Source organism: Streptomyces sp. NPDC111802, assembly GCF_055634335.1.
The window spans coordinates 105,082-120,571 of the sequence record NZ_JBVKCZ010000003.1 but is presented as its reverse complement, the minus strand read 5'-3'; the positions used below and the strand labels follow the sequence as shown (position 1 = coordinate 120,571).

General features: G+C 70.6%; 12 protein-coding genes. 2 read left to right on the top strand and 10 right to left on the bottom strand.

The features are described from left to right. Window positions 1-109: 109 nt before the first annotated feature. The gene (locus ACZ7NC_RS03860) at window positions 110-1,405 is read right to left on the bottom strand and encodes an MFS transporter (RefSeq protein WP_471484911.1); all 1,296 of its coding nucleotides are present in this window, start codon (window positions 1,403-1,405) and stop codon (window positions 110-112) included. A gap of 221 nt (window positions 1,406-1,626) precedes the next feature. Next, on the bottom strand, window positions 1,627-2,292 hold the full coding sequence (locus ACZ7NC_RS03855) for a TetR family transcriptional regulator (RefSeq protein WP_471484635.1): 666 nt from the start codon (window positions 2,290-2,292) through the stop codon (window positions 1,627-1,629). Window positions 2,293-2,462: 170 nt separating this feature from the next. On the opposite strand from ACZ7NC_RS03855, the gene ACZ7NC_RS03850 reads away from it, so the two are divergent. Both ACZ7NC_RS03850 and ACZ7NC_RS03845 read left to right on the top strand, forming a co-directional pair. After that, on the top strand, window positions 2,463-3,347 hold the full coding sequence (locus ACZ7NC_RS03850) for a shikimate dehydrogenase (RefSeq protein WP_471484633.1): 885 nt from the start codon (window positions 2,463-2,465) through the stop codon (window positions 3,345-3,347). Between the two features lie 14 nt (window positions 3,348-3,361). Next, a complete protein-coding gene (locus ACZ7NC_RS03845) occupies window positions 3,362-5,155 on the top strand; it encodes a bifunctional sugar phosphate isomerase/epimerase/4-hydroxyphenylpyruvate dioxygenase family protein (protein WP_471484632.1) in 1,794 nt (597 codons plus the stop codon). On the opposite strand, the gene ACZ7NC_RS03840 is transcribed toward ACZ7NC_RS03845, so the two are convergent. The 8 genes from ACZ7NC_RS03840 to tkt are packed head-to-tail and all read right to left on the bottom strand — an operon-like array spanning window position 5,142 to window position 15,457. Beyond that, complete coding sequence (locus ACZ7NC_RS03840) at window positions 5,142-6,584, bottom strand: membrane-associated oxidoreductase (RefSeq protein WP_471484631.1); 1,443 nt, start codon at window positions 6,582-6,584, stop codon at window positions 5,142-5,144. The genes ACZ7NC_RS03845 and ACZ7NC_RS03840 overlap by 14 nt on opposite strands. 42 nt (window positions 6,585-6,626) lie before the next feature. Continuing rightward, a complete protein-coding gene (locus ACZ7NC_RS03835; protein ID WP_471484630.1) occupies window positions 6,627-7,214 on the bottom strand; it encodes a histidine phosphatase family protein in 588 nt (195 codons plus the stop codon). A 6-nt stretch (window positions 7,215-7,220) separates the two neighbouring features. Beyond that, a complete protein-coding gene (gene gnd / locus ACZ7NC_RS03830) occupies window positions 7,221-8,099 on the bottom strand; it encodes a phosphogluconate dehydrogenase (NAD(+)-dependent, decarboxylating) (protein ID WP_471484909.1) in 879 nt (292 codons plus the stop codon). Between the two features lie 5 nt (window positions 8,100-8,104). Beyond that, entirely contained in the window at window positions 8,105-9,763 is a 1,659-nt protein-coding gene (gene pgi, locus ACZ7NC_RS03825; protein ID WP_471484628.1) for a glucose-6-phosphate isomerase, read from the bottom strand. Beyond that, entirely contained in the window at window positions 9,756-10,691 is a 936-nt protein-coding gene (gene opcA, locus ACZ7NC_RS03820) for a glucose-6-phosphate dehydrogenase assembly protein OpcA (protein WP_471484627.1), read from the bottom strand. The genes pgi and opcA overlap by 8 nt, the downstream gene beginning before the upstream one ends. Beyond that, window positions 10,688-12,217: a glucose-6-phosphate dehydrogenase gene (zwf, locus tag ACZ7NC_RS03815; RefSeq protein WP_471484626.1), complete on the bottom strand. Its 1,530-nt coding sequence runs from the start codon at window positions 12,215-12,217 to the stop codon at window positions 10,688-10,690. Before zwf ends, opcA begins: the two co-directional genes overlap by 4 nt. Beyond that, entirely contained in the window at window positions 12,214-13,362 is a 1,149-nt protein-coding gene (gene tal / locus ACZ7NC_RS03810; RefSeq protein WP_471484624.1) for a transaldolase, read from the bottom strand. The genes zwf and tal overlap by 4 nt, the downstream gene beginning before the upstream one ends. Before the next feature lie 19 nt (window positions 13,363-13,381). Next, window positions 13,382-15,457: a transketolase gene (gene tkt / locus ACZ7NC_RS03805; RefSeq protein WP_471484622.1), complete on the bottom strand. Its 2,076-nt coding sequence runs from the start codon at window positions 15,455-15,457 to the stop codon at window positions 13,382-13,384. Window positions 15,458-15,490 lie beyond the last annotated feature (33 nt).

Below are 15,490 nucleotides of genomic sequence, written 5' to 3'. Positions count from 1 at the left end.
ATCACGCCGGTTGATCGCGCCCACGCGGCGGTAGCCGCATAGTGAACACACTCCGCGCCCGAGTCCCCGGAGCCGTCAAGGCGTCCGGGGACCAGGCGGGTCGCGAGAGTCAGGCCGCGACCTTCGCCGGCTGCGGGACCTGCCCGGCCGCCCGCTCGCCGAGTCGCTCCGTCGGGACCTTGGCGGTCTCGCGGGCGGACAGCGCGGCCACGACCGGCGGCACGCACAGCGCGGCCGTGAACAGGGCCACCGAGAACCAGTCGTCGCCGTCCGGGCCCGCGATCTGCGCGGCGAAGGTGACCGCGAAACCGGCGACCGCGAAGCCGATCTGGGTGCCGATCGCCATGCCGGACAGCCGGACCCGGGTGGAGAACATCTCGCCGTAGAAGGAGGGCCACACGCCGTTCGCGGCGCTGTAGACCACACCGAAGGCGACGATGCCCAGCAGCAGGATCAGCGGATAGGAGCCGGTGGAGATCGCCCACAGGTAGAGGAACATCGTCACCGCGCTGCCGACCGCGCCGATCAGATACACCGGGCGGCGGCCGATACGGTCCGACAGAGTGGCCCACAGCGGGATCGCGCCGAGCGCGACCAGGTTGGCCAGGGCGCCCACCCACAGCATGGCGGACCTGTCCATCCCGACCGAGTCGCTCGTGGCGTACGACAGCGCCCAGACCGTGAAGATCGTGCTGACCGAGGCGACCAGCGCACCCGCGATCACCCGCAGTACGTCAGCCCAGTGCTCCCGCATCAGCACCGCGAGCGGCAGCTTGACGACGCCCTCGGTGGCGGCCTGCTGCTCGAAGGCCGGCGTCTCGTCCAGCTTGCGGCGGATGACATAGCCGACGACGGCGACCGCGACGCTCATCCAGAACGGCACCCGCCAGCCCCACGACATCAGCTGCTCCTCCGGCAGCGCGGCGATCGGGATGAAGACCAGGGTGGCCAGCAGCTGCCCGCCCTGTGTGCCGCTCAGCGTGAAGCTGGTGAAGAAGCCGCGCCGGTGCGGTGGCGCGTGTTCCAGCGTCATCGAGTTGGCGCTGGCCTGCTCGCCCGCCGCCGAGATGCCCTGGAGCACCCGGCACAGCACCAGCAGGACGGGCGCGAGGGTGCCGACCTGGTCACGGGTGGGCAGACAGCCGATGAGGAAAGTCGACACGCCCATCAGGATCAGGGTGAAGACCATGATCTTCTTACGGCCCACCCGGTCCCCGAAGTGACCGAGGAACAGCGCGCCGACCGGGCGGGCGGCGTACGCGACACCGAACGTGGCCAGCGACAGCAGGGTGGCCGTCGCGGGGTCGGACTCGTCGAAGAAGACCTCGGGGAAGATCAGCGCGGCCGCGCTGCCGTAGATGAAGAAGTCGTAGTACTCCAGCGCGCTGCCGATCCAGGCGGCCATGGCCGCCTTCCGTGGCTGGCCGGGCGCGGCGTCGGGGACGTGGTCGGACACGGCGTGCTCCTTCGAGGGGACTCCAACGTAGGCGGAGTGAGCGGGAACGAGGAAAGCCAGAAGGGGGAGGTGCCGGATCCCGGCTAATTAACCCACTGGGTAGTTAGTAGCGGTGGCTACGGATGTTGCGCCCACGTTTCCCGGGTGTCAAGGGGTGATGCCGCGCGACTTCAGTCCGCCGTGCGCTCCGCCGTCAGGTACGCGATCACCATGTCGCCGAGCATCGTGCGGTAGTGCTCGCGCCGGGCCGGATCCACCAGGTCGCGGCCGAACAGGGCGCCGAACGTATGCCGGTTGGAGACCCGGAAGAAGCAGTAGGAGCTGATCATCGCGTGCAGGTCGACGGCGTCGACGTCGGCCGTGAACAGGCCCGACTGCCGGCCCGACGCCAGGATCCGGCGGATCACGTCCAGGGCCGGTGAGCCGATCTTGCCCAGCTTCTCGGAGGCGGCGATGTGCTCGGCCCCGTGGATGTTCTCGATGCTGACCAGACGGATGAAGTCGGGGTGCTGCTCATGGTGGTCGAAGGTCAGCTCGGCCAGCCGGCGGATGGCCGCCACCGGGTCCAGGTGCTCGACGTCGAGCTGCTGCTCGGTCTCCCTGATCACGCCGTACGCCCGCTCGAGGACGGCCGTGAACAGCTGCTCCTTGCCGCCGAAGTAGTAGTAGATCATCCGTTTCGTGGTGCGGGTGCGGGCGGCGATCTCGTCGACGCGGGCGCCGTCGTAACCGGCGCGGGCGAACTCCTGCGTCGCCACGTCGAGGATCTCGGCCCTGGTGCGGGCGGCGTCACGGATCCGCCCGTTCGCGCGTGCCGGCTCTTCGACGCTGGTCATCGGTTTCCTTCGGCGAGGGACGGGCGCGCCCCTGCTGGCCCACCCGTGCCGGTGATTGTAGAAGCCCCCTCGCCCCGTGTGCCGGGACAGGTCTTCCCAAGTTCGGGTGCGGCCTGCTATGACTAACTCACCAGTTCGTACATTAGTGAGCCGCCTCAGGAGGTCCCCCGGTGGCCAAGGACGCCAAGGACTCGTATCTCGTCGGGCTCATCGGCTCCGGCATCGGCCCCTCGCTCAGCCCGGCGCTGCACGAGCGAGAGGCCGGCCGGCAGGGCCTGCGCTATCTGTACCGGCTCATCGACATCGACACGCTCGGCGTGCCGCCCGAGGCGGTGGGCGAGCTGGTGCGGGCCGCCCGTGACCTGGGCTTCGACGGGCTCAACATCACCCACCCCTGCAAGCAGCTCGTCATCGGGCACCTGGACGCGCTCGCCCCGCAGGCCGAGGCGCTGGGCGCGGTCAACACCGTCGTCTTCGAGGACGGCCGGGCCGTCGGCCACAACACCGACGTCACCGGCTTCGCCGCCTCCTTCGCGCGCGGACTGCCCGATGTGCCGCTGGAGCGGGTCGTACAGCTGGGCGCCGGGGGCGCGGGCGCGGCAGTGGCGCACGCCATGCTGACCCTCGGCGCCGAGCGGGTCACCGTGGTCGACGCGCTCACCGACCGCGCCGCCGATCTCGCCGCCGCCCTGAACGGGCACTTCGGCGCCGGCCGCGCGGTCGCCGCCACCCCCGACGCGCTCCCCGCCCTGCTCGGCCGGGCCGACGGCCTCGTGCACGCCACCCCCACCGGCATGGCCGCCCATCCCGGACTGCCCCTCGCGGCCGAGCTGCTCCACCCCGCGCTGTGGGTCGCCGAGGTCGTCTACCGCCCGCTGGAGACCGAGCTGCTGCGTACCGCCCGGGCGATCGGCTGTGCCGTCCTGGACGGGGGAGGGATGGCCGTCTTCCAGGCCGCGGACGCGTTCCGTCTCTTCACGGGGCGAGAACCGGACAGCGCGCGCATGCTCGCGGACATCGCCGAGCTGGCCGGAGCCGTAGGAACCCCGAGGTAGGAAGAGGTCCAGGCATGCGTACTTCCATCGCCACCGTCTCCCTCAGCGGATCCCTCACCGAGAAGCTCACGGCCGCCTCCCGGGCCGGCTTCGACGGTGTGGAGATCTTCGAGAACGACCTGTTGGCCAGCCCGCTGACCCCGGAGGAGATCCGTGCGCGCTGTGCGGACCTGGGGCTGAGCATCGACCTCTACCAGCCGATGCGGGACATCGAGGCGGTGCCCGCCGACGAGTTCGCCCGCAATCTGCGCCGCGCCCGGCACAAGTTCGAGCTGATGCGCAGGCTCGGCGCGGACACCGTCCTCGCCTGCTCCAGCGTCCATCCGCTCGCCGCGGACGACGACGCGCTCGCCGCGTACCATCTGCGCCGACTCGCCGATCTGGCCCAGGAGTTCGGCATCCGGGTGGCGTACGAGGCGCTCGCCTGGGGACGGCACGTCAACACGTACGCCCACGCCTGGCGCATCGTCGAGGCCGCCGACCATCCGGCGCTCGGCACCTGCCTGGACAGCTTCCACATCCTCTCGCGCGGATCCGACCCCAAGGGCATCGCGGAGATCCCCGGCGAGAAGATCTTCTTCCTCCAACTCGCCGACGCCCCGCTGCTCGCGATGGACGTCCTGCAGTGGAGCCGCCACTACCGCTGCTTCCCCGGCCAGGGCGGCTTCGACATCGCCGGGCTGGTACGTCACGTCCTGCGCACCGGATACGACGGCCCGCTCTCCCTGGAGGTCTTCAACGACGTCTTCCGCCAGGCCGACGCCGGCCCGACGGCCGTGGACGCCCACCGCTCCCTGCTGGTCCTGCAGGAGACGGTCGGCGTCACCACCCCGCCCGAACCCGTCGTCCCCACCGGCGTCGCCTTCGCCGAACTGGTGACACCCGACGCCGAACCGGTCTCCGCCGTACTCGGCGCCCTGGGCTTCACCCGCACCGCACGCCACCGCAGCAAACCGGTCGACCTCTGGCAGCAGGGCGAGGCCCGCCTCCTGGTCAACACCTCGGGCGCCGCCCGCCGAAACGGCACCGGCCTCGCCGCGATCGGCCTGGAGTCACCGCACCCGACGGCCGCCGCCCGCCGCGCCGAGGCCATGCTGGCCCCGGTCCTGCCCCGCCGCCGTGCCGCCGAGGACGCCCCGCTCGACGCGGTCGCCGCACCCGACGGCACGGAACTGTTCTTCTGCGCCACGGACCGCCCCGAACTGCCCAACTGGCGCGCCGACTTCGCGGACGTCGAGCACGAGCCCGCGACCGCGGGCGTCCACCGCATCGACCATCTCGCCCTCACCCAGCCCTGGCACCACTACGACGAGGCCACCCTCTTCCACCGCAGCGTCCTCGGCCTGCACGCCCAGGAGAGCGTCGACGTCGCCGACCCGTACGGCCTGATGCGCAGCCGCGCCGTCACCAACGCCGACGGCAGCGTCCGGATCGCCCTGGGCGTCGGCGCGGCGCCCACCGACAACACCGTGCACGCCCAGCACATCGCACTGGCCACGGACGACGTGGTCGCCGCCGCTCGCCGGTTCCGCAAGGCGGGCGGGCGCCTGCTGCCCATCCCCGCCAACTACTACGACGACCTGGCCGCACGGCACGAGTTCGCGGACGGCGAGCTGGAGACGTATCGCGAACTCGGCATCCTCTACGACCGGGACGCGCACGGCGAGTTCCGGCACTGCTACACCATGACCGTCGGCCGGGTCTTCTTCGAGCTCGTGCAGCGGGACGGCTACCGGGGGTACGGCGCCCAGAACGCGCCGGTGCGGCTGGCCGCGCAGCACACCGCGCGGGCGGTCATTGGCGGCTGACGGCGCGGGTCACACCGGCGACTACCGTGGTGGCCAGGATCCAGCCGATCAGGACGAGGGCGTAGGTCAGGGCCTGTTGCCCGCCCTCCGGGGCGAACGCCGGTTCCTGGCCGAAGGAGATCACCGGCAGCAGCAGGTCGAGGGTGTAGAAGACCGGGTTGAACTGCGGTGCCTCGTCCACCTTCAGCGGTGGCGGGTGGTGCAGCGCGAACGCGACCGAGCCGACGGCGAGCAGGGACAGCAGCCAGCCGAGCGCACGCATCGGCCGGAAGCCGTAGCCCACCGTCGCGTCCTGGACATGGCCCCACAGCCGGCCGTACCAGGGCAGCGTGGTGCGGTGCCGGCGCTGCTTGGCGAGCTGGACGAGCCGGGCGGCATGGTCGTCGCCGGTGCGGCGGTAGGCGGCGGTCAACTGCTCGTACCCGTGCGGGTCGAACGTGTCCTCGTCCCGCTCCAGCATCGGCAGCCGCAGCTCCGGCGGCACATGCGGGGTGAGGGACGTGTAGGTGAGGTCGAGGAGGCGGACCTGGTCCGGGAGCATTTCCGGGTCCAGGTTGAGGTGTTCGATCTGTGAACGGCGCAGATTGAGCATGCCCTCGATCCGCGGGCCCCTGCGCAGCCACACCTCGCCGATGACACAGCTGCTCGCCCGCATCGCGGTGCCGCCGGGGTTGGACAGCCGGCTGGACAGCAGGTCGAGCCGGCCGGGTATGCGGGCGCCGCGCATGTCGATGCGACCGTGCGCGCTCAGTCGTCTGCCGAGGACGTTGGCGCCCACGTCCAGGCTCTCCGCGTCGATGACGTTGCCGCCGGGGTTGTGCAGTTCGGCGTCCTCGAGATCGATCGAACCCGCGACGCCGGCGCCGTCCAGCCGGATCCTGCCCCGGGTGCGCAGACGGCGGGCGCAGAGGTCGTCGTCGATGGTGACCTGGTTGAGCTGGAGCACGGGCTCTTCCGTATCGGCGGCGGTGATTTCCGCCTCGTCCAGGAACAGCGCACCGGAGATCTGCGCTCCGCCGAGCCGCACCGGCCCACCGATCCGGCAGCGGGTCAGTCGCACGCTGCCGTCGATCCTGCTCCGCGCGGCCGCCAGACCGGGCAGCACGGAGTCGCGCAGGCTGAGATAGTTCAACTGGGCACCCGCCAGGCGAGGGGCCGCGTCGAAGGTGCAGTAGCCGAGTCGCACCACGCTGTCGACGGCCGCGAAACGCAGGTCCAGTACGCCGGTGATCCGCGCCCCCAGCACCTTCAGCGCCGCCACTTCCCCCGCCTCCCGGGGGCCGTTGAGGAGCAGCGTCCGCAACACGGCCGCCCGGACCGTCCGTTCGGGTCCGTCCGCCTCCCCCTCAGCGCGGAGGTCCACGGTCGCTCCCGTGGGGAAGGCCCGCCAGACGCGCTGCTCGGCCGGTGTCAGATCGTTGATCTCCATCGGCCACGACTCTGGCGGGCCCGCGTTCACGGTGTCAACCGGCTATGCCCGTACGTTCCATTCGGCGATCACGGGTCGGCCGTGCTCCGTCGACAGCCGGCTCACCGTGCCCGTCGCCAGCTGGAACAGCCGGCCGTCCGCCGGGGCCAGGCCCAGCCGACGGGCCGTCACCACGCGCAGGAAGTGGCCGTGGGCGACGAGGACGACATCGCCGTCGGCGAGCGCCGCCTCGACGCGGGACAACACCCGGTCGGCGCGGGCCCCCACCTCGGCCGGTGACTCGCCGGGATGGTCGGCCGGGCCGGGCGCCACGCCGTCGGTCCACAGGTACCAGTCGGGACGGGTGCGGTGGATCTCGACGGTGGTGACGCCCTCGTAGCCGCCGTAGTCCCACTCGTGCAGATCGGGGTCGGGTACGGCCCCCGTCACGCCCGCCAGTTCGGCGGTACGGACCGCGCGACGCAGGGGGCTGGTGAGGGCGAGCGAGAAGGTCCGGTCGGACAGGAGAGGGGCGAGGGACTTGGCCTGTTCCTCGCCGTCCTGGGTGAGGGGCAGGTCGGTCCAGCTGGTGTGCTGTCCCGACCTGCTCCACTCCGTCTCACCGTGGCGGACCAGCAGGAGATCCCCCACGGCTCGCTACTCCTTCGACTCGACGGCGTGGCCGCCGAACTGGTTGCGCAGCGCCGCGATCATCTTCATCTGCGGGGAGTCGTCCTGGCGGGAGGCGAACCGGGCGAACAGCGATGCCGTGATGGCCGGCAGCGGCACCGCGTTGTCGATGGCCGCCTCGACGGTCCACCGCCCCTCGCCGGAGTCCTCCGCGTAGCCGCGCAGTTTGCCCAGGTGCTCGTCCTCGTCGAGGGCGTTCACCGCGAGGTCCAGCAGCCAGGAGCGGATGACCGTGCCCTGCTGCCAGGAGCGGAACACCTCACGGACGTTGTCCACCGAGTTGACCTTCTCCAGCAGCTCCCAGCCCTCGGCGTAGGCCTGCATCATGGCGTACTCGATGCCGTTGTGGACCATCTTCGAGAAGTGCCCGGCGCCGACCCGGCCGGCGTGGACATAGCCGTACGGGCCTTCCGGCTTGAGCGCCTCGAAGATCGGTTCCAGGCGCCGCACGTGCTCCTTGTCGCCGCCGACCATCAGCGCGTAGCCGTTCTGCAGGCCCCACACGCCGCCGGAGACCCCCGCGTCCACGAAGCCGATGCCCTTGATGCCGAGTTCGGCGGCGTGCTTCTCGTCGTCCGTCCAGCGGGAGTTGCCGCCGTCGACGACCGTGTCACCCGGCTCCAGCAGGTCCTTGAGCTCGTCGATGACGGTCTGGGTGGCGGTGCCGGCCGGGACCATCACCCAGATCGTGCGCGGTGCGTCGAGCCGCTGGACCAGCTCTTCGAGGCTCTTGACGTCGGAGACCTCGGGGTTGCGGTCGTAGCCGATGACGGTGTGGCCGGCGCGGCGGATCCGCTCGCGCATGTTGCCGCCCATTTTGCCGAGACCGATGAGGCCCAACTTCATGGCTGTCATGTCAGATCCACTTCCTTGAGTTCACGGTAGGCGGCCACGAGGGCGGCGGTGGAGGCGTCGAGGCCGGGGACGTCCGCGCCCTCGGTGAGGGCGGGCTCGACCCGCTTGGCGAGGACCTTGCCCAGCTCCACGCCCCACTGGTCGAAGGAGTCGATGTTCCAGACGGCGCCCTGGACGAACACCTTGTGCTCGTACAGGGCGACCAGCTGGCCGAGGACCGACGGGGTCAGCTCGGGGGCGAGGATCGTGGTGGTCGGGCGGTTGCCGAGGAAGGTGCGGTGCGGGACCTGCTCCTCGGGCACGCCCTCCGCGCGCACCTCGTCCGCCGTCTTGCCGAAGGCGAGCGCCTGGCCCTGGGCGAAGAGGTTCGCCATCAACAGGTCGTGCTGCGCCTTGAGTTCGTCGCTCAGCTCGGCGACCGGACGGGCGAAGCCGATCAGGTCGGCGGGGATCAGCCGGGTGCCCTGGTGGATCAGCTGGTAGTAGGCGTGCTGCCCGTTGGTGCCGGGCGTGCCCCACACCACCGGGCCGGTCTCCCAGCCCACGGTGTGCCCGTCACGGTCCACCGACTTGCCGTTGGACTCCATGTCCAGCTGCTGCAGATACGCCGTGAACTTCGACAGGTAGTGGGAGTACGGCAGCACCGCATGGGACTCGGCGTCGAAGAAGTTGCCGTACCAGATGCCCAACAGGCCCAGGATCAGCGGGGCGTTGGTCTCGGCGGGCGCGTTCCTGAAGTGTTCGTCGACGAGGTGGAAGCCGTCGAGCATCTCCCGGAACCGCCCGGGGCCGATGGCGATCATCAGGGACAGGCCGATCGCCGAGTCGTAGGAGTACCGCCCGCCGACCCAGTCCCAGAACTCGAACATGTTGTCCGGGTCGATGCCGAAGCCGGTCACCTTCTCGGCGTTGGTCGACAGCGCGACGAAGTGCCTGGCGACCGCCTTGTCGTCGCCGCCGAGCCCGGCCAGCAGCCAGGAGCGTGCCGAGGTGGCGTTGGTGATCGTCTCGATCGTGGTGAACGTCTTGGACGCGACGATGAACAGCGTCTCCGCCGGGTCCAGGTCGCGGACCGCCTCGTGCAGGTCGGCGCCGTCGACGTTGGAGACGAAGCGGAACGTCAACTCCCGTGCCGTGAAGGGGCGCAGCGCCTCGTACGCCATCGCGGGACCGAGGTCGGAGCCGCCGATGCCGATGTTGACGACGTTGCGGATACGGCGGCCGGTGTGGCCGGTCCACTCGCCGGAGCGGACGCGGTCGGCGAAGTCGCCCATCTTGTCGAGCACGGCGTGCACCTTGGGCACCACGTTCTCGCCGTCCACCTCGATCACCGCGTCCCGCGGCGCCCGCAGCGCGGTGTGCAGCACCGCCCGGTCCTCGGTGACGTTGATCTTCTCGCCGCGGAACATCGCGTCGCGCAGCCCGGACACATCGGTGGCGACGGCGAGTTCGCGCAGCATGGCGAGGGTCTCGTCGTTGATCAGGTGCTTGGAGTAGTCGATGCGCAGATCGCCGACGCGTACGACGTACCGCTCGGCGCGGGAGGGGTCGGCCGCGAACAGCTCACGCAGGCGCGGGCGCTGCAGGGTGTCCGCGCGGTGGTCCTCCAGGGCGACCCACTCGGGGCGCCGGTTGAGCCTGGGGGTCTCAGACATGAGAGGAGGTCTCCTTGGTGGCCTCGCCCCGCAGGGCGACGGCGTACATCTCGTCCGCGTCGAGGCGCCTGAGCTCCTCGGCGATGAGTTCGGAGGTGGTGCGGACCTTCAGCGCGAGGGTGCGCGGCGGTTGCCCCGGCAGGGACAGCGTGGCCAGCGGGCCCTCGGGACGGTCGATGACGATCTCGCCGTTCTCGGTGCCCAGGCGCACGCCCGTCACGACCGGACCGGCGGTGACCACCCGCTCGGCGGTGACATGGAGGCGGGCCTCCAGCCAGCGGGCCAGCAGCTCGGCGGCCGGGTTGTCGGCCTCGGCCTCCACCACCGCCGCGACGATCGGCACCCGGGCCTGGTCCAGGGCCGCGGCGAGCATGGAGCGCCAGGGGGTGAGCCGGGTCCAGGCGAGGTCGGTGTCGCCGGGCGCGTAGTTGCGGGCGCGGACCTCCAGGTCCGACAGCGGTGTCTCGGTGGTGTACAGATCGGTGATCCGGCGCTGGGCGAGCGCGCCCAGCGGGTCCTTGGAGGGGTTCTCCGGCGCGTCCACCGGCCACCACACGACGACCGGCGCGTCCGGCAGCAGCAGCGGCAGCACCACCGAGTCGGCGTGCTCGGACACCTCGCCGTACAGCCGCAGCACGACCGTCTCGCCGGTGCCCGCGTCGGCGCCCACCCGGACCTCGGCGTCGAGGTGGGAGCGGGTCCGGTCGCGCGGGGTGCGGGCGTGCCGCCTGATCACGACCAGGGTGCGCGAGGGGTGCTCGTGCGAGGCCTCCTCGGCCGCCTTGATCGAGTCGTAGGCGTTCTCCTCGTCCGTGACGATGACCATCGTCAGGACCATGCCCACGGCCGGCGTGCCGATCGCGCGGCGGCCCTGCACCAACGCCTTGTTGATCTTGCTTGCCGTGGTGTCGCTCAGGTCGATCTTCATGGCCTGCGCCAGCTCCGTCCGTCTCGTGCGAGCATCTCGTCCGCTTCCTCGGGTCCCCAGCTCCCGGACGCGTACCGCGCCGGCCTGCCGTGCGTGTCCCAGTACTCCTCGATCGGGTCGAGGATCTTCCAGGACTCTTCCACTTCCTGGTGACGGGGGAACAAATTGGCGTCCCCGAGGAGGACATCCAGGATGAGCCGCTCGTACGCCTCCGGGCTGGACTCCGTGAACGACTCGCCGTAGGCGAAGTCCATCGTCACGTCCCGGATCTCCATCGACGTGCCCGGCACCTTGGAGCCGAACCGGACCGTCATGCCCTCGTCCGGCTGGACGCGGATGACGATCGCGTTCTGGCCGAGCTCCTCGGTGGCGGTGGAGTCGAAGGGGGAGTGCGGCGCCCGCTGGAACACGACGGCGATCTCCGTCACCCGCCGCCCGAGCCGCTTGCCGGTACGCAGGTAGAACGGCACACCGGCCCAGCGCCGGTTGTCCACGTTCAGCCTGATGGCGGCGTAGGTGTCGGTCTTCGACCCCGGGTCGATGCCGTCCTCGTCGAGGTACCCGAGCACCTTCTCGCCGCCCTGCCAGGCGGCCGCGTACTGCCCGCGCACGGTGTGCTTGCCGAGCTCCTCCGGCAACTTCACCGCCCTCAGCACCTTCAGCTTCTCGGTGAGCAGCGAGGCGGCGTCGAAGGCGGCCGGCTCCTCCATGGCGGTCAGCGCCATCAGCTGGAGCAGATGGTTCTGGATGACGTCACGGGCCGACCCGATGCCGTCGTAGTAGCCCGCACGGCCGCCGATGCCGATGTCCTCGGCCATCGTGATCTGCACATGGTCGACGTACGACCGGTTCCAGATCGGCTCGAACATCTGGTTGGCGAACCGCAGCGCCAGGATGTTCTGGACGGTCTCCTTGCCCAGGTAGTGGTCGATCCGGAAGACCTGCTCCGGGTCGAACACGTCGTGCACGAGCGCGTTCAGCTCCCGGGCGCTCGCGAGATCGCGCCCGAACGGCTTCTCGATGACCGCCCGCCGCCAGGATCCCTCGGGGGCGTCCGCCAGGCCGTGCTTCTTCAGCTGCCGCACGACCTTGGGGAAGAACTTCGGCGGTACGGAGAGATAGAAGGCGTAGTTGCCGCTCGTACCGCGCGCCTTGTCCAGCTCCTCGACGGTCTGGAGCAGTTGCTCGAACGCCGTGTCGTCGTCGAAGTCGCCGGGGATGAAGCGCATGCCCTCGGAGAGCTGCTGCCAGACCTCCTCACGGAACTCCGTACGGGCGTGCTCGCGCACCGAGTCGTGCACGATCTGCGCGAAGTCCTCGTCCTCCCAGTCCCGGCGGGCGAAGCCGACCAGTGAGAAGCCCGGCGGCAGCATGCCGCGGTTGGCGAGGTCGTACACGGCCGGCATCAGCTTCTTGCGGGACAGGTCGCCCGTGACCCCGAAGATGACGAGCCCGGACGGGCCGGCGATCCGGGGGAGCCGGCGATCCCGTGTGTCGCGCAGGGGGTTGTCCCAGTCGGAGGTCATTCCGCGTCAGCTCCCTTGCTGCCGAGCGACTTCTTGACGGCGTCCAACAGGTCCTGCCACGCCACCTCGAACTTGGCGACGCCCTCGTCCTCCAACCGGGTGACGACGTCGGCGTAGGAGATCCCGAGCGCCTCCACCGCGGCCAGGTCGGCGCCGGCCTGCGCGTAGCCGCCGGTCACCGTGTCGCCGGTGATCTCGCCGTGGTCGGCGGTGGCGTTCAGCGTGGCCTCGGGCATCGTGTTGACGGTGCCGGGCGCGACCAGCTGGTCGACGTACAGAGTGTCCTTGTACGCGGGGTCCTTAACCCCCGTCGACGCCCACAGCGGGCGCTGCTTGTTGGGCCTGGCGCCGGTCAGGGCCGTCCAGCGCTCACCCTCGAAGACCTCCTCGTACGCCGCGTAGGCGAGGCGTGCGTTCGCCAGTGCCGCACGGCCCTTGAGCGCGAGCGCCTCGTCCGTGCCGATCGCGGTCAGCCGCTTGTCGATGTCGGCGTCGACGCGGGAGACGAAGAAGGAGGCCACGGAGTGGATGACGGAGAGGTCCAGGCCCTTGGCGGCGGCCTTCTCCAGACCGGCCAGGTAGGCGGCCATGACCTCGCGGTAGCGCTCAAGGGAGAAGATCAGCGTGACGTTGACGCTGATGCCCTGGGCGATGACCTCGGTGATGGCGGGCAGTCCTGCCGCGGTCGCCGGGATCTTGATCATCACATTGGGCCGGTCGACCAGCCAGGCCAGCTGCCTGGCCTCGGCGACGGTGGCCGTCGTGTCGTGGGCGAGGCGCGGGTCGACCTCGATGGAGACCCGGCCGTCCCGGCCGTCGGTGGCGTCGTACACCGGCCGCAGGAGGTCGGCGGCGGCGCGGACGTCGGCGGTGGTCATCATGCGCACGGCCTCGTCGACGGTGACGCCCCGCACCGCCAGGTCGGCGAGCTGCTCCTCGTAGCCCTCTCCGGAGCCGATGGCGGCCTGGAAGATGGACGGGTTGGTGGTGACGCCCACGACGTTCCTGTTCGCGATCAGCTCGGCGAGGTTGCCGGACTCGATCCGCTCGCGCGAGAGGTCGTCCAGCCAGATCGAGACGCCTTCGTCGGAGAGGCGCTTCAGGTTCTCCGCGGTCGCGGCTGCTTCGGTGCTCACAGTGATCAACTTCTTTCTGGCGGTCGGATCAACCACGCGTGGCGGCAAGGGATTCCCGGGCCGTGGCGGCGACGTTCTCGGGGGTGAAGCCGTACTCGGCGAACAGGGTCCTGGCATCGGCGGAGGCACCGAAGTGCTCCAGCGAGACGATGCGTCCGGCGTCGCCCACGAACCGGTACCAGGTCAGTCCGATACCGGCCTCGACGGCGACCCGAGCCTTCACGGCCGGCGGCAGCACGCTCTCCCGGTACTCGCGCGACTGCTGCTCGAACCACTCCACGGACGGCATCGAGACAACCCGTGTGCCGATCCCCTCGGCCTCCAGCACCTCGCGTGCGGCGACGGCGAGCTGGACCTCGGAGCCGGTGGCGATGAGGACGACCTCGGGGGTGTCGCCGGACGAGTCCTGCAGGACGTAACCGCCCTTCGCCGCCTCGGGGTTGGGCGCGTAGGTCGGCACACCCTGGCGGGTGAGCGCCAGGCCGTGCGGCGCCGGGTCGGTGGAGTGGCGACGCAGGATCTCGGCCCAGACGATCGCCGTCTCGTTGGCGTCGGCGGGGCGGACGATGTTCAGGCCCGGGATGGCGCGCAGCGAGGCCAGATGCTCGACCGGCTGGTGGGTCGGGCCGTCCTCACCGAGGCCGATGGAGTCGTGCGTCCACACGTACGTCACCGGCAGCTGCATCAGGGCGGACATGCGTACGGCGTTGCGCATGTAGTCGGAGAAGACCAGGAACGTACCGCCGTAGATACGGGTGTTGCCGTGCAGGGCGATGCCGTTCATCTCCGCGGCCATCGAGAACTCGCGGATGCCGAAGTGGACGGTACGGCCGTAGGGGTCGGCCTCGGGCAGCGGGTTGCCCTTCGGGAGGAACGAACTCGCCTTGTCGATGGTCGTGTTGTTCGACCCGGCGAGGTCGGCGGAGCCGCCCCACAGCTCGGGCAGGACGGGACCCAGCGCCTGGAGCACCTTGCCGGACGCGGCGCGGGTGGCGACCGACTTGCCCTCCTCGAAGACCGGGAGGGCGGACTCCCAGCCCTCCGGCAGCTGACCGGCGACGATCCGGTCGAACAGCTGGGCGCGCTCGGAGTTGGCGGCGCGCCATGTGCCGAGCTGCTTGTCCCAGGCCGCGTGTGCCTCGGCGCCCCGGTCCAGGGCCCGGCGGGTGTGGGCGAGGACCTCGTCGGTGACCTCGAAGGACCGCTCGGGGTCGAAGCCGAGGATGCGCTTGGTGGCGGCGATCTCGTCCGCGCCGAGCGCCGAGCCGTGGGAGGCCTCGGTGTTCTGGGCGCTCGGGGCGGGCCAGGCGATGATGGTGCGCATCGCGATGATCGAGGGGCGCTCGGTCTCCGCCTGCGCCGCCTTGAGCGCCGCGTACAGCGCGTGCACGTCGATGTCGCCGCCGAGCTCCGGCTCGATCCGCTGCACATGCCAGCCGTACGCCTCGTACCGCTTCAGCACGTCCTCGGAGAAGGCCGTCGCCGTGTCGCCCTCGATGGAGATGTGGTTGTCGTCGTAGAGGAAGACGAGGTTGCCGAGCTTCTGGTGGCCGGCGAGGGAGGAGGCCTCGGCGGAGACGCCCTCCTCCAGGTCGCCGTCGGAGACGATCGCCCAGATGGTGTGGTCGAACGGGGACTCGCCCTCGGGAGCCTCCGGGTCGAACAGGCCGCGCTCGTAGCGGGCCGCCATCGCCATGCCGACGGCGTTGGCGACACCCTGGCCGAGCGGACCGGTGGTGGTCTCGACGCCGGCGGTGTGGCCGTACTCGGGGTGACCCGGCGTCTTCGAACCATGGGTCCGGAAGGCCTTGAGGTCGTCGAGCTCCAGCTCGTACCCGGCGAGGAACAGCTGGGTGTAGAGGGTCAGCGAGGTGTGGCCGGGGGAGAGAACGAAACGATCCCGTCCGGTCCACTCAGGGTCGGCGGGATCGTGACGCATCACCTTCTGAAAGATCGTGTACGCGGCCGGGGCGAGGCTCATGGCGGTGCCCGGGTGGCCGTTGCCGACCTTCTGTACGGCATCGGCCGCCAGGAGACGGGCCGTGTCGACGGCACGCCGGTCGAGTTCGGTCCATTCGAAGCTGTCCGGTGTCTGCGTGCTCATCTTCAAAAAGTCCTCGATCGGAGGGAAGCGGCT